The organism is Listeria floridensis FSL S10-1187 (assembly GCF_000525875.1).
In the GTDB taxonomy this organism is placed as follows: domain Bacteria; phylum Bacillota; class Bacilli; order Lactobacillales; family Listeriaceae; genus Listeria; species Listeria floridensis.
The window spans coordinates 42,391-59,470 of the sequence record NZ_AODF01000014.1; the positions used below are offsets into that span (position 1 = coordinate 42,391).

Genomic DNA, 17,080 nt, shown 5'->3' on the forward strand with positions numbered 1-17,080 from the left:
GGGTTTTTTTAATCTTCAAGGAAGTAAGCCATGATGATATCGTCAATATACTGACCTTCAATAATGAATTCTTTTTCAAGGGTTCCTTCAGTATGGAAGCCATTTTTTTGATAGAAATGTACGGCTTTTTGATTATTGGATAAGACACGGAGCTGTAATTTTTTAATGCCGTTTTCTTGTGCAATGTTTTTCAGATGATCCATCAACGCTCGAGCAATGCCTTGTTTTTGAAAATCTGGATGGACTGCAATATCAAGTTCAAGAACGTGGGCATTTGTCGGAAGTGGAATCGGTTGTTTGTATCCTAAAATGCCGACGACTTTTCCATCTATATCCGCAACGGTCTTTGATCCAGGTGTATTTTTGACTAGGTAATCCGCTTCAGAGTCAAAGTGAATTTCTGCTGGTGTTGTACCTTTTGTCCAAACCAAATTTTCAAGTTCGAGCATAGAAGCGGCATCTTCTTTTCGCGACAGTCTAATCTCCATCTTCATTTTCTCCCCTTACTATTGGTTATTCTTTTTCGCGTAAGCAAGTGATTTTTTCCAAGTTTTAATCAAACCTTCGTTTGAGTAAAGCAAGACGTTGCTCTTATAGAGTCTAAATGTGAGTAGGAAGGCAAGAGCGACTGAAACGATCAATAGTGCAAGCGAGATCAAAATGCTCGACATCGAAACCGCCAGCATATCCATCCGTGCAAGCATCATCATCGGCGAGAAAAGCGGAATATAGGAGCCGATAACTATCAAAATATTGTCTGGAATGTTGCTAGCAACGATTGATCCCCAGTAGCCGATAATGGAAACAATTGTAAGCGGGTAGATAAACTGTGCAACGGTCTCGACATTTGGGACAAGCGACCCAATCATGGCAGAAAGAACGATGTAAAGCAAGAGCCCAAAGAAGATAAACAATAGATTTAGAATTAAATATGAAACAGGAAATACCTGCATTTGATTAAAGATTTGCTGGACTATTTCTGTTTTTTGCATGGTGATCATGGCAACAGCTCCGATCACCACATAAAATCCGATTTGCGTGAGAAGCATCAAAATGATGGCGGTTAGTTTTGCCAGTAAATGTGTGGTTGCCGACACACTCGATAAGATCACTTCCATGATCCGTGTACCTTTTTCAGTTGCAATTTCAGCGGCCACAATATTTGCATAGCTGATGACAAATATGAAAATAATGAGTGTAAGAACAAGGATTGCAGCACTCATAGCATCTTTTTGACTGTTCGTAAACTGGTCATTCGATTTCAAGTGGTTTTTGACAGGGACAGCGGATATGATGGCAGAAAGTTTCTCTTGATCAAGTCCGTATTCTGCTGCTTTTAATCCGACTTTTACTCCCGTCAGACTTTGAGTCAGTTGGGTCATGATTTCTTGACCAGCAGTTTCTCTCGTTGTATAGGTAGCTTTGTAGTCGCCATTTGTTTCAGTGATTGTTAAGAAACCGTCAATTTTTTCCTTCGATAGCGCTTTTTCGGCGGCCTTTTTGGTGGTGATTTTTTTTATCAAGCTTAAAATGTTCTTTATTTTGTTCAAGCGCTTGGCTAAATACTGGATTGTCAGACAATACAGCAATTTTGGCAGAATCATCACTTCCGAAGTATTCAATCATTTTTGGAATTGCAATTACGACAGCGCCAAGAATCAGTGGAATCAGTAGTGAAATTAAGAACGATTTGGTTTTGACATGTCGCTTATACACTTGTTTTGTGATTACCCAAAATTTACTCATTCTTTTCACCTGCTTTCGCTTTAAATATTTCTTCTAAAGTTGGAGGTTCGAGGCTAAACATCGGAACAAAGCCGTCTTTTGTGACAAATTGAAAAACTTGTTCTGCAGCATTTTCCTCGTCTAGCTCAAGCTGTCTAATATCGTTTCTTTGGTGTGTAATTTTTTTAACACCTGGAAGAGCAAGCAGTTCTTCATCTGAAAAAGGTGCTTTTAAGCGAATTCGTTTGTGACCAAATGATTCTTTAACGGAGTCTGTGTCACCGTGCAGAACGGTTTTACCTTGTTTCAGCATTAAGAGTGAATCGCATAACTCCTCAACATTTTCCATTTGATGACTTGAGAAAATAATCGCCGAACCTTGTGCTTTCATTTCAAAAACCAAACTTTTTAGAATTTCAGCATTTACCGGGTCAAGACCGCTGAATGGTTCATCAAGAATCAGCAACTGCGGTTTATGTAAAATCGTACTGATCAGCTGAATTTTCTGCTGGTTTCCTTTTGAAAGTGTTTTGACGAGATCGGTTTTCTTACCGACAACTTCAGCGCGTTCAAGCCAGTGATCAATTTCAGCCGCCGCAGTTTTACGAGGTACCCCTTTTAGCTCGGCAAAGAAGATCAATTGCTCTTCAATCGTAACATCTGGATAGAGGCCTCGTTCTTCAGGTAGATAACCAATTACATTCGGATCAATTTTGTTTGTGGGTTCCCCATTCCACGTGATTTGTCCCTTTGTAGCTTCTAAAAAATGCAGTATGAGCCGAAATGTAGTGGTTTTTCCAGCCCCGTTTTGCCCAATTAAACCGAGAATTTTGCCGTGTTCTACTTTAAACGACAAATCATCGACAGCAATTTTGGTTCCGAATGCTTTCGTTACCTGTTCTAGTTCAAGTGTCATTTAGTTTCCTCCTAAATCTCCCTAAGTTTTCAGTTCCCTTTTCATTTTATCAAAAGATCTGAAAACTAGGTATCTTTTTTATTTTTTTCCAAGTAGAGTGAAAAGATTGATTAGGAAAGTTTGCCGGAATTCGCTACAATGAAAGAAGCGAAAAACAATCACAAAAAGAAGGTTCTGGTTATGACAAACACAATGACATTTTATGCTGACCAAATTTATTTGGAACTGAAAAGAGACATCTTGAATGAAGAATTTCGCGTTGGTGAACTCATTTCGCCTGAATATGTCATTCAGCGTTTCGGAGTCTGCCGATCTTTTGCGCTCGAAGCCTTAACGCATTTAAGTGATATGGGTCTTTTAACAGATGAATTTTATGTGAGGCTGACCAATGAGAAAGAATATCTAATGATGTCACGTTTAAAAATGACATTTTTTAATTTAAGTTTTGCCGTGCATAAAGTGCAAGAAAAAAAGACACCTTATTGTTTGAATTGCTTAAAAGGTGCTTTATTCCAGATGAAGCATGCTGCCCGTGAAGTTGATGGCGTAGTTTTCAAACAATCCATCCAACGGTTTTACGGATGCATGATTGAGTTTACCGAACTCCGCACGCTAGATAAAAATATTACGTATCTTGTCGAGACGCTTGATTATCTTGAAGCGAAAAATCCAGAGTTTTTCTACGGCACAACAGCGAAACAAGTTATCTGCTACCTCGAAGATTTGGTCAACTCGCTAGAGCGGCAAGAATTTGACCGCTGTCATAAAGCTATTGAAAGCTTTTATTCACATAACTTGGAATTATTATTCCGCTAAAAAACACTCTATTCAGCTGAATAGAGTGTTTCTTTTTAATTGCCCATCGAAAAATCGGAGCTTGTCAATTCAAATTTTCCTTTTAAGCCGGAAGTGATATACACTTTTTTTTTCTTTGCTGACAAAAATAGCTTCAACACCTTGATGCGATTCGATAAATTTAAGTCCTTCTGTGATGCCTTTTGAAAATGCAGCTGAGGAAAGGCCATCGCCGGTGATTGATTTTGTGCTGATGATCGTGACGCCGGCGATGTCATTATCAAACGGGTAGCCGGTTTTAGGGTCGAACAAATGATGGTACTTTTTACCATCGACTTCGAGATAGCGTTCATAAATGCCAGAAGTTACAATTGATTTATTGCGGGCAGGAAGTTTGCCGAGAATCGTGTTGCGCGGTGAAAATGGATCTTGGATACCCACTTTCCAGTCGCCGCCTTTTGGACTGTCGCCTTCAAGCAAAATATTACCGCCAAGGTCGATAATCGCTGTTGTTACTCCATTTTCCTTGAAAACTTTTTCAACTTCATCAGCAATATAGCCTTTTGCAATGCCGCCAAGATCAAGTTCCATTCCTTTTTTCTTCAAATAAACAGTTTTTTTGTTTATCGTTCAGTTCGACATTTTGATAGCCGATGAGCGGAAGTTTTACATCAATTTCGGCTTGTGTAGGTTTGCGGGCATCTGGGAAGCCAATATGCCAAAGAGAAGTAATGGGACCGATCGTAATATCCTTTGTTCCACCAGTTTGTGCACTGAACTTGATGCCTTCTTTGATCAGATAGTAGATATCGCTGTCCACTTTGACGGGCTTAACGCCGCTTGCAGCATTAATTTTATCCACTTCAGAACTACGTTTTTCTTCATCGTTTACGTCAATTTTTTTCGCTAGTTCGCGAACGCGGTCAAATCCTTTATCGAGGATTTTTTCTTTTCCTTTATCATAAACAGAAAGAGTTACGACCGTTCCCATTAAGAATTCAGTTTTCTTGTAAGGCGTTTCTAAAATAGTCGTTTTCTTGTTTGTTTCTTTTTTTTTCTGTTTCATTGGAGCCAGCAGTGTTGCTGCAACTTGCAAGCACTAATATAAAAGCCGTCAGCACGAGTGCGAGCCATTTCTTCTTTTTCATTCCGTCACCTCGAAAATTTTTACTTCGATAATAATGTATCTTTTTACAGAAAGGAAGTCAATATGACCCACGTAATTTTTTTGATTTCAATAAAGCATAAAAGGCAAATGACAGTACAGCAGAGCCGAGTATAAAACCAGCGAAAACATCACTTGGATAGTGAACACCGAGGTAAACACGCGACAACATGATAAGTAAGATAATGAAAAGTGCAGTCAAACCGACGAACCATTTCAAACCTTTTCTTTTGATAAAGAAGAAGATGAGGACTAGGGCAAGCAGCCCGTAGAATGTTGCGGCTCCGGCAGCATGTCCGCTTGGAAAACTGTAGCCCGAAATCGAGATTAATCTATCAAGCGGCCGCGGCCGCAATTCGATATGTTTGACGATTTGAGGGAAGACAAGTTCGCCAAGGGTGAGAGTCAGGCCAGCCCAGACTGCAATTGGCCAGCCCTTTTTTTAGCAAAAGAAAAAGAAACAACGCTGCGGAAAAAAGAAATAATAGTAAAGTCCCGCCAAAATTTGTGTAAACTTTAAAAAAACTTGTGATAGGGGCCGGAAGCTGGCTGCGGATAAGCTGATTAAAAAAATGATCGAGTTTTGTTATCCAAACAGCATCTATGCTGACACTTTTCCAAAAAATAATAAAAATAACTGAAAAAAGAAGTCCTGCTCCAAGCAGTACGTTTGGATTAAAAGGTTTCTTTGTCGTCAAAATATCGCTCCTTAATAAGTAGTCAGCTGAAATGTGCTGTTTTTTATAATGTTTTTAATCGCATCATTTGTTAGTACATCTATTTCTTTTTGACGTGTATCCGCATAAGAACTAAGCTGACGCAGTTCAGCATCAGAGAAGCCGGGATGGCAAAACAATTCCGTATTCGGTTTAGTTTTTAAATTTTCCAAATGTGCCATTAAATTTTGCACTGTAATTCTATTTGGATCTGGAAAAGCATTCTCGACATTTGGTATCTGCGAATAAGCGCCGCGTAGCGGAACTCCAAATTTTGCCGCCAATTTCTTTGCAATCTTAAAAAAACGCGCATCAAAATGAACATCATGATGACTATCAAGATGTGTAAGCTTGCGGTCGGTGAGGCGAGTAAAACGTTCAATTTGCGCTGTCCACTCATGTTCCACTTCAAGGAGATCAACAGCAGCATCACGAAGGGCAAGCTGATGCAGAAAGTTACCATCTGCGCCTATCAATGTCTGAGGCTCGGTGAGCGGTTTTCCGGCTGTTAAGGTGAGATGTACGCCGATCCCAAGTTCAGGATAGTGAGTAGCTTCTAAAAGAGCATATGCCGTGTGTCGGGCGTTCATCAGAACTGTAGTTGATGTGACAATCCCATGTTGATGCGCGTAAAAAATGCCGTCTGTATTTGCTTTGGTATAACCTAAATCATCAGCGTTAATAATAAGCTGCATTTTTAATCCATCCTTTTATAGATCTAATTTTGTTTCATTATTATAGCATAGCAAAAGCTTTATCCAAATAAAAAAAGGATGAAAGAGACAACTCTTTCATCCTTTAGCTGATGAGCCGTGATGGGCTCGAACCATCGACCCTCTGATTAAAAGTCAGATGCTCTACCAACTGAGCTAACGGCTCAAAAATGGCTGGGCTAGCTGGATTCGAACCAGCGCATGACGGAATCAAAATCCGTTGCCTTACCGCTTGGCTATAGCCCAATAAAATGGTGGAGGGGAGTGGATTCGAACCACCGAACCCGAAGGAGCGGATTTACAGTCCGCCGCGTTTAGCCACTTCGCTACCCCTCCGTTATAATAAAAGTGCCGACTGCAGGAATTGAACCCGCAACCTACTGATTACGATTCAGTTGCTCTACCAGATTGAGCTAAGTCGGCATGTTATACTGAAACGCATCTCTTTTGAAATAAGACACTTTATTATAGTATAACAATTTTTAAAAGAATGCCAGCCTTTTTTTAAAAAAAAGCTAAAAAAATGAATGACCCGTACGGGATTCGAACCCGTGTTACCGCCGTGAAAGGGCGGTGTCTTAACCGCTTGACCAACGGGCCAACTTTAAAAAGTAATTTTACAGCCAAAATCTATTATATAAACAGAGTACTGATTTGTAAATACCTAAAATAAAGTTTTTTTTTTTCTGAAAACAATTTTATAAATGTTGCTAGTATTAGTTTGCAAAAAAAGGGTAAAAGAAATAATAATATGGTAAGTAAAAAGAGCAACATCAAGCTGTATTCTATTTGTAATAAAAAGCTATATATATTCGAAGCCTGCTGTGCTATAATTTGTGATATTGTATTTTGGATTGTTAAATATTTTAAAAAAGGTAGGGAATAAAATGGCATCGCCGCTAAAAAGATTACTGATTGGGCGTCCGCTTAAGAGCTCAGAAGCAGGGGAACAGAAATTAGGGAAGTTAAAGGCTTTGGCTGTGCTGTCATCTGATGCATTATCATCGATTGCTTACGGGACTGAGCAGATTTTATTAGTGCTTGTTGCTGTTAGCGCGGCAGCTATGTGGTATTCAATTCCAATTGCACTTTGTGTGTTGGTTCTTTTATTTGCATTAAATCTCTCATACAAACAAATTATCTATTCATATCCGCATGGTGGCGGAGCTTATGTGGTATCACGCGAAAACCTTGGAAAGAATGCAGGACTTGTTGCTGGCGGATCGCTACTTGTCGATTATATGCTGACTGTTGCGGTTAGTGTTTCATCTGGAACTGATGCGATCGTCTCAGCTGTCCCATCACTTTATCCGTTTGCAATTCCGATTGCAGTGATTCTTGTTATTGGTGTTACAATTATCAATTTGCGTGGAATAACTGAATCGGCTAGCATACTCGCAATCCCTGTATATCTATTCGTTTTTTCTATCGTCGTTCTTATTTTTACTGGTTTGTTTAAAGTAGTGATGGGAATTGATGCGGGGCATGAAACGGCATCTGTCGGTACTCATGTCCAAGGAGTAACTTTATTCTTGCTTTTACGTGCGTTTGCGTCTGGATCTGCATCACTGACTGGGATTGAAGCTATTTCAAATGCAGTTCCGCTCTTTAAAAAACCACAAGCTAAAAATGCGGCTAAAACATTAACGATCATGGCATCACTGCTTGGATTCTTCTTTATGGGAATTACTGTTTTGGCGTTTGTTTACGGCACTGTTCCTGAACTTAAAGTAACGGTATTATCTCAAATTGCCGAAAATGTTTTCGGTAGAAATTTCATGTTTTATTTCATTCAAGCTACGACGGCACTTATTTTAGTACTCGCAGCTAATACGGGTTTTTCGGCATTTCCGCTCCTTGCTTTTAACTTGGCAAAAGATAAGTATATGCCGCGGATGTATTTAGCGCGAGGCGACCGTCTCGGTTATTCTAATGGAATTATCACGCTAGCAGTCGGATCAATTGTGCTGATTGTCCTTTTTAAAGGGAAAACAGAACTACTTGTTCCGCTCTATTCAGTAGGGGTATTTATTCCGTTTACGCTCTCGCAAACAGGGATGATTATTAAATGGTGGAAGGAACGCTCGCCTGGTTGGCACAAAAAGCTTGCAGCTAATCTGCTCGGAGCAATCATTTCGTTTACTGTTTTGATTGTTTTATTCTTAACTCGAATTGAATCAGTCTGGCCTGTTTTTTATTTTTTATGCCGATTATGATTTTCGTATTTCATCGGACGCGAAATCATTATATGAAACTTGGACCGCAGCTTCGAGTGGATGAGTCAATGGATTTAGATGTCCCCGACTTTAAGGGGAATGTGGTCATTGTAGCTGTTTCTGATACGACAAAAGTAGTTGAAGGAGCACTTAAATATGCTAAATCAATTGGCGACACAGTTATCGCGGTTCATGTATCGGTTGATCGAGTCCAAGGGAAGGAATTTGTTGAGAGGTGGAACAGAATCCATCCTGAGGTGCGGATTGCGCACTTATACTCGACTTATCGCTCGATTTCTGAACCGCTAATGAAGTTTATTGATACAGCCAAACAAAAGGCTGACCAAGATAATTATTCAGTAACTGTGCTTATTCCGCAATTTATTCCAAAGCAAGGCTGGCAAAATCTTTTGCACAACCAAACTAGTTTGATGATCCGAACAAAGCTAATGATGAAACGCGATGTTGTAGTAGCCACTTATCCGTATCATCTAAAGGAATAGAGGTAAACCGACTTTCAAGTGGGGGAGTTCTAGAAGTATTCGGCTAATGCGGATTGCTTTTAGATTAGCAAATTTGTATGGAACTGTAAAAATCAAAAAAATGTATTTTGAATGTATAAATCATACGAAAACCCTTTTTCCTTAAGGAAAAAGGGTTTTCGTATCTTACTTAATATGGAAAAATTTAATTTCGTACTCTGTACCAATTTTTTTTTCTTTTTTTCATTAGGTGTGATAAAATTAAAACTATCTTAAGGGAAATAGGTGGATGGGCTTATGCAAACAGTAGGAATACTCGGACTTCCCTGGGTATTTGGAAATGAGCGGAAAGGAACGGGACTCGGGCCATTCGCCATTCGATACACGGGTCTAGTTGCTAGTTTAGCTTCTTATGGAGCTAAAATTCAAGATTTTCATAATATGCCCTTTTTCACAGAATTTGAAGAAGAGCTTTTTTTAACAGATGGTTTGAAAGCGATTACATCGAAAGTGTATGAAGCGTCGGATGTGATTGGAACAATGCTTGATAAAACTTCGACGTCACTTATATTAGCAGGCGATGAGTGGAATAGTTTAGCTGTCTTTAAAGCGGCGCAGAAAAATGATCCAGACAGTGTTTATATTTTGCTTGATGCGAATGCACATATAAGTTTGACGGAATTAGATTGTTCGCTCCCTCCAGGGAGAGGCTTGTTGCGGACAATTATTGGAAAGGGAGAAGCTAGAACAGTTGATCTTTTTGCTGATTGTATAGTAAAACCAAGTAATCTAAGTGTTCTTGGGACGAGAAGAGTTCCTCAATCAGATGAAGCGTGTTTAGAGCAGCTTGGCATTTGTCATTTTGATATGACAGAGATTGACAAAGTCGGATTCGGCAAGGTAACGGATCAGTTGCTTAAATGGCTTTATAGAAAACAGCGTCCGATTCATCTTTTGATTGATGTGGATGCAATCGATCCGGCTTTCGCTCCTGGAGTAGACCACATTTCTTCTGGAGGCCTTTATTATCGTGAAATGGATTACTTGATGCAAAATTTGGCGCTTGGCGCTCCGCTACGTTCGATCACAGTTCTTGGTCTTAATCCGCTACACGATGATGCGAATAAATCAGCTAAATTTATCAGCACGATTCTTGAAAGTTATTTCGTAACTTTTTTTCATAAGTCAAAATAACAAATTCTTAAAAAAGTGAGTTTCGTTTTAAGCAGTAATCAGATTGTTTTGCAAAAATTCACAACCAAAAAGAAAAGTCTAGTTTGATACTTGTTTTCATGTCCCCTGGAAGCAAAAAAATCTCGATTTGTTACTTAAACTTGACAATTTTATGAACTTTTGAAATCGGCTTGAAATCTAGTATGCAGGGGAGTATACTTGAAGTATAGCAAGGTGATTCAAGAAGAAATTTGCTAGAGTACAAAGGTAAGGGGTGCATGAAATGTCGGAAGTGGATATTAGGTATTATGTCATACCGATGATAGTCGTTTTTATACTTGGTATTGCGACTGTAAATAGTGTTGCTTTTCCTGTGCTTGACTTCTTGCTTGTATCGCTGATTGCTGTGATTTGCGGAGTTATCGTTGGATCATTGTATCAACTGTACAAAATTGTTTTGCAGTTTGTTTTAGAATATAAGGAAAAACGTTCCACAAAAAAAAGATTTAGGGACACAATATCATAAAATTTAAGCTTGTATAAAACATTCTCGTGCACGAGAATGTTTTTTTGTGATGTCTGCTTGTTCCAGTTGTAAAACATGGTACAATATTAGAGAAAAGAACTCGAGGAGGTTATAGATGGCTACGCTAGCTGATGTTGCAAAACGCGCGAATGTTTCGAAGATGACGGTTTCGCGTGTGATTAATCATCCTGGTCAAGTCTCGGACGAGCTGAAAGCACTTGTTTATGAAGCAATGAAGGCACTTGATTATGTGCCGAACTTTGCAGCACGAGCGCTGGTGCAAAATCGAACGCAGGTAATCAAATTTTTGATTTTAGAAGAGATTGATACTGTTGAACCGTATTACATGAATTTACTTACAGGAATAAGTCGTGAACTTGATAAACACTATTATTCACTGCAACTTGTGACTAAAAAATCACAAAATATCGGCTCATATGATGGGCTGATTGTAACAGGGGTTCGTGAAGAAGACTTTTCGCAAAATATTTTAAATATTGATAAGCCGGTTATTTTATATGGTGAAAATACTCGCGGCTTTGATTACATTGATGTTGATAATAAAATGGGGACAAAAATTGCAACGGAGCATGTCAAATCTCTTGGATTTACGCGGATTGTTTTTTTTGGGAATTAATTTACTGCAGGAAGAGTTCATGCGCTCTCGATTAAGGGGTTATGAAGATGTAATGGAATGTGCTGGATTAACTGCTGAGTCGTATTTTATTCAAAACAGTTCACGAGTCGCTGAAGCTAAAACGCGGGAACTGCTTAGCTATAACACAGAAAAAATTGCTTTTGTATGTGCTTCTGACCGGATTGCGCTTGGCGTAGTTCGTGCTGGACTTACTTTTGGACGAAAGTTCGGCGAGAATCTCACGGTCACAGGATTCGACGGTGTTTTTCTTGATCGTATTTCTTCGCCTCATATTACAACAGTTAAATCACCGGTTATTGAAATGGGGGAAGAGCTCGCACGGATGCTCCTGCGGAAAATCAATGCTAACGGAGAAGCGCAGGGGGAAATTTTATTCGAACCTAAACTTATCATACGTGAATCAACTGTTGGACAAGACGGAACTATCTCTAACTGAGGTAGTTCTTTTTTTGTTACCGTTAACGAGCGAAAAAGGATTGCAACCGATTACAAAAAAAATGCTAACGTGAAAGTATCACAAAACGAGGAGGATTTCACTTTGGAAAAAGCGGCAATTTATCATCAACCAGCAAGCAGTTTTGCATTCAGTTACACGGGAGATGATCTTTATATTCGGATACGCACGAAGAAAGAGGATGTAGCAAAAATAACATTGATCGCTGGTGATCCGTATCTTTTTGCGGACGGCAAGTGGCAGAGTAGGCCTTATCAAATGACAAGGACGCTCCAAACAGAAGAACACGATTATTTTGAATATCGTTTAATCCCGACACATCATCGTGTACAATATGGCTTCGTTATTGAAGGGTATGACGGGGAAGAATGTTTTTACGGCGGACGCGGTTTTTTCAGCACTGATCCGGTTAATATGGAAACGATGGACTATTATTTTAAGTTTCCATATATTCATGCTGTTGACACATTTAAGGCACCGGAATGGGTAAAGAAAACGATCTGGTATCAGATTTTTCCGGAACGATTTGCAAACGGTGATCCGGCAATTTCTCCAGAAAATGCGCTTCCGTGGGGCAGCAAAACGCCGAGCACGACAGACTTTTTTGGCGGGGACTTGAAAGGGATTATTGACCACTTAGATTATTTGAAAGATCTAGGCATAAACGGGATTTACCTGACGCCTGTTTTTGAGGCACCGACCAACCACAAGTATGATACGGTGGATTACTTGAAAATTGATCCGCATTTTGGAGATAAAAAACGTTTTAAAGAGTTGGTGGAGGAGGCTCATAAATGCGGGATTCGCGTGATGCTCGATGCGGTCTTCAATCATATTGGTGATACGAGTCCAATGTTCCAAGATGTGATTCAGAACGGGGCAGATTCCAAGTACTGTGATTGGTTCCATATTCATAGTTTTCCAGTAAGATACGGTGAAAATGGCAATATTGAAAATCAGCCGACGATTTCTTATGATACGTTTGCATTTACAACTCATATGCCGAAGCTGAATACGGCAAACCCTGAGGTGCAGCAATATTTGCTTGATATCGCAACATATTGGATTCGCGAATTTGATATTGATGGTTGGCGGCTTGATGTGGCGAATGAAGTAGATCATGCTTTTTGGAAGCTGTTCAGAAAAGCAGTACGTAAAGAAAAAGACGACCTCTATATTTTAGGTGAGATTTGGCATGATTCATGGATTTGGTTGCTCGGAGATGAGTTTGATGCGGTGATGAATTATCCGTTTACCCAGACGATTATTGAAAACTTTATTGAAAATAAGATTGATGCTCGGAAAATGATTTCAGGCATTAATGAACAAATGATGCGCTATCCGAAACAAGCTTCGGAAGTCATGTTCAATATGCTTGATAGTCATGATACGGCGCGTATTCTAACTCGTGCTGGAGGAAATAAAGCAAAAGTTAAACAAGCACTTGCTTTCATGTTCGGACATACTGGCTCGCCATGTATTTATTATGGGACTGAAATTGGTATGGACGGCGGAAATGATCCGGATTGTCGGAAATGTATGGTTTGGGATGAAGCGAATCAAGACCTCGAAATGCTTGGTTTCATGAAGCAGTTAATCGCAGTTCGAAAAGCACATCAAGCAACTCTTTCGGATGGGGATTTGGTTTGGGATGAAACTCTTCTCGATCAAGGGATTGTGATTTTTGAACGGAAAACAGATGATGAAACGCTGCGGTTTTATTTTAATCAAGCGAATAAGGATCAAAGCGTCCAAGCAGGTCATGGATTTGATCTCTTTACGGAAGTAGAAATTTCAGGGGAAGCGGTACTGCCTGCGGAAGGCTTTTTGATAGTTAAAAATTGAACCAAGCACTTTCTTTTGATTACAACCAAATCATAAAAATTCTGTTATCGGTAACAAACAAATTTAGCTTGAAAACGTTTTCTTTGGCTGTTTATAATTTAGGTGTAAGCTACGAATAACGAAAATGTGTTTTGAAATAAAAGGAGGAAAAGGGTTATGGATTTGAAAAAGAAGTTAGGTATTGCAGCGCTCGCGACAGGACTCGCACTTAGTCTTGGGGCATGTGGTGGTGGAGCATCAAGCGATAAGAAAAGTGGAGATAGTGATAAAACGATTACAATTTCGGTGGATGCTGGATATAAAAAGTTTATCAATGAGATTAAAGGCGATTTTGAAAAAGATAATAATGCAAAAGTGAAAATTGTCGAAAAGGATATGTTTGAACAATTAGAAGCTCTTCCGCTTGATGGACCGGCTGGAACAGCACCGGATGTGATGATGTCCTCTTATGACCGGATTGGTGGATTAGGACAGCAAGGCCACTTGGCAGAAGTAAAATTGGGTAATAAAGATAACTATGATGAAAAAGGACGTTAAGCAAGTTACGATAGATGGGAAGATATACGGCGCTCCGGCGATTATTGAAACGTTAGTTCTTTACTATAATAAAGATTTAATCGACAAGGCACCGACAACTTTTACTGACCTTGAAAATTTAGCAAAAGATTCTCGTTTCGCTTTCAGCTCGGAAAAAGGCAAAAACATTGGTTTCTTGGCTAAATGGACAGATTTCTACTTCTCATATGGATTACTTGCTGGATATGGCGGCTATGTCTTCGGTGATGAAGGTACAAATCCAAAAGATGTTGGATTAAATAATGCTGGGTCTGTTGAAGGGATTACTTATGCAACAAAATGGTTCCAAGATATCTGGCCAAAAGGTATGCAAGATAATAAGAGTGCAGATGACTTCATTCAAGATCAGTTTGTAAAAGGCAAAACGGCAGCGATTATCGGCGGACCTTGGTCGGCAGCGAACTACAAAGAAGCAAAACTGAACTACGGCGTAGCGAAAATTCCAACGCTTACAAATGGTAAAGAATATACACCGTTTGGTGGCGGTAAAGGATATGTTGTAAGCAACTACTCGAAGAATAAAGATTTGGCTCAAAAATTTGTCGACTATTTGACAAATGAAAAAAAATCAAACAAAATTGTATGACATGACGAATGAAGTACCAGCAAACCAAGCAGCTCGTGATAAAGCGGCAGAGAAAAATGATGAACTAACAAGTGCGGTTATCGAACAGTATAAAAATGCTGACCCAATGCCAAATATTCCAGAAATGGCAGAAGTTTGGACTGGGGCTGAAAACTTAATGTTTGATGCGGCTTCTGGTAAGAAAACTCCTAAAAAATCAGCAGATGATGCTGTTAAAGTGATTGAAGATAACATTTCACAAAAGTACACGAAATAATAACGAAATCACCATGGATTGAGGAGACTTGGCGCTCGCTTTAAAGCTCAAGCGAGCGCCTTTCTTGATTCGATCGGTTTCGATATAGAAGTGAGAGGTAACAAACATGGATCAAGAAGCAAATGCAAACAGAAGTGTCAAGAAAGCCACGCTGTTATCTATTATACCTGGACTCGGTCAGTTCTATAATAAGCAGATGTTTAAAGGTATTCTCTTTCTTATCATTTTCCTGCTATTTATAGTCGAGGTTGCGGTTTTTGGTGGGAGAGCCCTTGTGAATTTAATTACACTCGGGACAACGCCAGGTGTTGATCATTCGCTGTTCCTATTGATTGAAGGCAGTCTGCAACTGATTATTACCTGTATTTTTCTAGGGTTTTATGCGGTTAACTTATATGATGCTAATCGTGTGGCTAAGCTTTGGAAACTGGGTGAGACAGTTAATACATCAACACGTGCAATTTTGAAAAATACGGTCGATAAGGGTTTTCCTTATTTATTCACGATGCCGGCTTATATTGTTATGACTTTTGTCATTATTTTCCCCGTTTTAGTCACGCTATTTATGGCATTCACAAACTATGATTTTTACCACATTCCGCCAGCCAACTTAATTGACTGGGCCGGCTTTAAAAACTTTTTCAATATCTTTTTCTTAAGCGCGTATCGCGATACCTTTATGAGTGTATTTTCGTGGACAATCATTTGGACGCTTTGTGCGACAACACTGCAAATTGTGGTTGGGATTTTTACAGCAATTGTTGCCAACCAAAGTTTCATCAAAGGAAAACGTCTTTTTGGAGTTATTTTTCTCCTTCCTTGGGCGGTTCCAGCATTCATTACAATTATGAGTTTTTCAAACATGTTTAATGACAGTATCGGTGCTATCAATTCGCAGGTGATTCCGCTGTTAAATCATTTGCCGTTTATAGATATCAGTGCAATTTCCTGGAAGACAGATCCATTTTGGACAAAAGTGGCTTTGATTTCAATTCAAGGTTGGCTTGGATTCCCGTATATTTATGTGATGGTTACAGGGGTTCTGCAAGCCATTCCGGGCGAACTTTATGAAGCAGCTCGGATTGATGGTGCGAATGCTTGGCAACGTTTCAGAAAAATTACGATGCCAATGATTTTGTTTGTAACCGCTCCGGTATTTATTACGCAATATACGTTTAACTTCAACAACTTCTCGATTATTTATCTATTTAACGAAGGCGGTCCGGGAAGTGTCGGCGGCGGGGCAGGTTCAACGGATATTTTAATCTCATGGATTTATAAGTTAACGACAGGTACTTCTCCGCAATATGCACTTGCGGCTGCAGTTACACTCGTGATTTCGATGATTGTTATTGCGGTTTCGATGATTGCCTTTAAGAAAACAAATGCTTTTGGAAATGAGGAGATGATGTGATGAAAGCCTTCTTTAGAGATCAGCGGACCAGCCGCTTTTTCAATCGATTCTTTACTTACTTATTCTTGATTGTGCTTTCGATCATTATTTTATATCCGATTTTGATCACGGCTTCTTCTGCTTTCAAGCCAGGGAATATTGCTGCTTTTACGCTTGAGTGGCCGAAAGAATGGACGCTTAATAATTTCACAAGATTATTCAATGAAACGCTTTATCTAGATTGGTATAAAAATACGTTGATCATTGCTGTATTTACGATGATTTTACAGGTTACGATTGTGACTTTTGCTGGCTATACGTATAGTCGCTATCGTTTTAAAGGAAGAAAGAACAGCTTGGTTTTCTTCTTGATTATTCAAATGGTTCCAACGATGGCTGCTCTTACAGCGTTTTATGTACTTGCGATGCTACTTGGAGCGCTTGATCAATACTGGTTCTTAACGCTGATTTACATCGGCGGAGGGATTCCGATGAATACATGGTTGATGAAAGGTTATTTTGATACGATTCCACGCGACTTGGATGAATCGGCAAAGCTCGACGGGGCAGGTCACTTCCGGATTTTTGGTCAAATTATCTTACCGCTCGTGAGACCAATGCTTGCAGTACAGGCACTTTGGGCGTTTATGGGGCCGTTCGGCGATTTCTTGCTTGCTAAATTTTTGTTACGTTCGCCAGAAAATTTGACGATTGCAGTTGGACTGCAAAGCTTTATTGCTAATCCACAGCAGCAAAAGGTTGCTTTGTTTGCGGCAGGTGCGATTCTTGCAGCGCTTCCAATCTGTATTTTATTCTTCTTCTTGCAGAAGAACTTTGTTTCTGGTCTTACGGCTGGAGGAACAAAAGGCTAATTAGAAAGGAAAG

The 17,080-nt window shown here is 39.5% G+C and carries 11 protein-coding genes, 5 tRNA genes and 5 pseudogenes; 9 read left to right on the top strand and 12 right to left on the bottom strand.

The genetic code is table 11. The annotated features are described in order from the left end of the window. Positions 1–8 precede the first annotated feature (8 nt). The 3 genes and pseudogenes from MFLO_RS06615 to MFLO_RS06625 all read right to left on the bottom strand — a co-directional run bounded on the left by MFLO_RS06615 (position 9) and on the right by MFLO_RS06625 (position 2,641). Positions 9–488, bottom strand: a complete 480-nt coding sequence (locus MFLO_RS06615) for a GNAT family N-acetyltransferase (protein ID WP_036097197.1) — start codon at positions 486–488, stop codon at positions 9–11. 18 nt (positions 489–506) lie between these two features. Beyond that, positions 507–1,746: pseudogene (locus MFLO_RS06620) on the bottom strand (ABC transporter permease). Then, entirely contained in the window at positions 1,739–2,641 is a 903-nt protein-coding gene (locus tag MFLO_RS06625) for an ABC transporter ATP-binding protein (protein WP_036097199.1), read from the bottom strand. The pseudogene MFLO_RS06620 and the gene MFLO_RS06625 overlap by 8 nt, the downstream one beginning before the upstream one ends. A gap of 180 nt (positions 2,642–2,821) precedes the next feature. Between MFLO_RS06625 and MFLO_RS06630 the strand changes: the two genes are divergently transcribed. Then, entirely contained in the window at positions 2,822–3,457 is a 636-nt protein-coding gene (locus MFLO_RS06630; protein ID WP_036097200.1) for a GntR family transcriptional regulator, read from the top strand. A 69-nt stretch (positions 3,458–3,526) separates the two neighbouring features. Here the strand turns inward: MFLO_RS06630 and MFLO_RS06635 are convergent. The 9 genes and pseudogenes from MFLO_RS06635 to MFLO_RS06670 all read right to left on the bottom strand — a co-directional run bounded on the left by MFLO_RS06635 (position 3,527) and on the right by MFLO_RS06670 (position 6,630). Then, positions 3,527–4,502 (bottom strand): annotated as a pseudogene (locus MFLO_RS06635) (FAD:protein FMN transferase). A gap of 139 nt (positions 4,503–4,641) precedes the next feature. Beyond that, positions 4,642–4,956, bottom strand: coding sequence for a phosphatase PAP2 family protein (locus MFLO_RS14610; RefSeq protein ID WP_051993540.1), 315 nt, complete (start codon positions 4,954–4,956; stop codon positions 4,642–4,644). Next, positions 4,937–5,299, bottom strand: a complete 363-nt coding sequence (locus MFLO_RS14615) for a hypothetical protein (protein ID WP_051993541.1) — start codon at positions 5,297–5,299, stop codon at positions 4,937–4,939. Before MFLO_RS14615 ends, MFLO_RS14610 begins: the two co-directional genes overlap by 20 nt. An 11-nt stretch (positions 5,300–5,310) precedes the next feature. Continuing rightward, entirely contained in the window at positions 5,311–6,012 is a 702-nt protein-coding gene (locus MFLO_RS06645; protein WP_036097202.1) for a ChbG/HpnK family deacetylase, read from the bottom strand. 111 nt (positions 6,013–6,123) lie between these two features. Further along, positions 6,124–6,196 (bottom strand) — tRNA-Lys (locus MFLO_RS06650). Between the two features lie 5 nt (positions 6,197–6,201). Next, positions 6,202–6,276, bottom strand: a tRNA-Gln gene (locus MFLO_RS06655). A 6-nt stretch (positions 6,277–6,282) separates the two neighbouring features. Next, positions 6,283–6,366 (bottom strand) — tRNA-Tyr (locus MFLO_RS06660). 13 nt (positions 6,367–6,379) lie between these two features. Next, positions 6,380–6,453 (bottom strand) — tRNA-Thr (locus MFLO_RS06665). A 105-nt stretch (positions 6,454–6,558) separates the two neighbouring features. Then, positions 6,559–6,630: transfer RNA gene (locus MFLO_RS06670), tRNA-Glu, on the bottom strand. 287 nt (positions 6,631–6,917) lie between these two features. Here MFLO_RS06670 and MFLO_RS06675 point away from each other — a divergent pair. From MFLO_RS06675 to MFLO_RS06710, 8 genes and pseudogenes are all read left to right on the top strand, one after another. Then, positions 6,918–8,749: pseudogene (locus MFLO_RS06675) on the top strand (APC family permease). A 276-nt stretch (positions 8,750–9,025) separates the two neighbouring features. After that, on the top strand, positions 9,026–9,922 hold the full coding sequence (locus MFLO_RS06680) for an arginase family protein (RefSeq protein WP_036097204.1): 897 nt from the start codon (positions 9,026–9,028) through the stop codon (positions 9,920–9,922). 262 nt (positions 9,923–10,184) lie between these two features. Further along, on the top strand, positions 10,185–10,427 hold the full coding sequence (locus tag MFLO_RS06685) for a hypothetical protein (RefSeq protein ID WP_241433568.1): 243 nt from the start codon (positions 10,185–10,187) through the stop codon (positions 10,425–10,427). A gap of 115 nt (positions 10,428–10,542) precedes the next feature. Then, positions 10,543–11,521 (top strand): annotated as a pseudogene (locus MFLO_RS06690) (LacI family DNA-binding transcriptional regulator). A 102-nt stretch (positions 11,522–11,623) separates the two neighbouring features. Continuing rightward, entirely contained in the window at positions 11,624–13,384 is a 1,761-nt protein-coding gene (locus MFLO_RS06695; RefSeq protein ID WP_036097206.1) for a glycoside hydrolase family 13 protein, read from the top strand. A 156-nt stretch (positions 13,385–13,540) separates the two neighbouring features. Continuing rightward, positions 13,541–14,802, top strand: a pseudogene (locus tag MFLO_RS06700) (extracellular solute-binding protein). A gap of 106 nt (positions 14,803–14,908) precedes the next feature. After that, positions 14,909–16,216, top strand: a complete 1,308-nt coding sequence (locus MFLO_RS06705; protein ID WP_036097208.1) for a carbohydrate ABC transporter permease — start codon at positions 14,909–14,911, stop codon at positions 16,214–16,216. After that, positions 16,216–17,067: a sugar ABC transporter permease gene (locus MFLO_RS06710; RefSeq protein ID WP_036097210.1), complete on the top strand. Its 852-nt coding sequence runs from the start codon at positions 16,216–16,218 to the stop codon at positions 17,065–17,067. Before MFLO_RS06705 ends, MFLO_RS06710 begins: the two co-directional genes overlap by 1 nt. Positions 17,068–17,080: the final 13 nt, after the last annotated feature.

Coding starts and splice junctions, on each gene's coding strand:
- MFLO_RS06615 (WP_036097197.1), bottom strand. CDS start 488: ATGGAGATTAGACTGTCGCGAAAAGAAGATGCCGCTTCTATGCTCGAA.
- MFLO_RS06625 (WP_036097199.1), bottom strand. CDS start 2,641: ATGACACTTGAACTAGAACAGGTAACGAAAGCATTCGGAACCAAAATT.
- MFLO_RS06630 (WP_036097200.1), top strand. CDS start 2,822: ATGACAAACACAATGACATTTTATGCTGACCAAATTTATTTGGAACTG.
- MFLO_RS06645 (WP_036097202.1), bottom strand. CDS start 6,012: ATGCAGCTTATTATTAACGCTGATGATTTAGGTTATACCAAAGCAAAT.
- MFLO_RS06680 (WP_036097204.1), top strand. CDS start 9,026: ATGCAAACAGTAGGAATACTCGGACTTCCCTGGGTATTTGGAAATGAG.
- MFLO_RS06685 (WP_241433568.1), top strand. CDS start 10,185: ATGTCGGAAGTGGATATTAGGTATTATGTCATACCGATGATAGTCGTT.
- MFLO_RS06705 (WP_036097208.1), top strand. CDS start 14,909: ATGGATCAAGAAGCAAATGCAAACAGAAGTGTCAAGAAAGCCACGCTG.
- MFLO_RS06710 (WP_036097210.1), top strand. CDS start 16,216: ATGAAAGCCTTCTTTAGAGATCAGCGGACCAGCCGCTTTTTCAATCGA.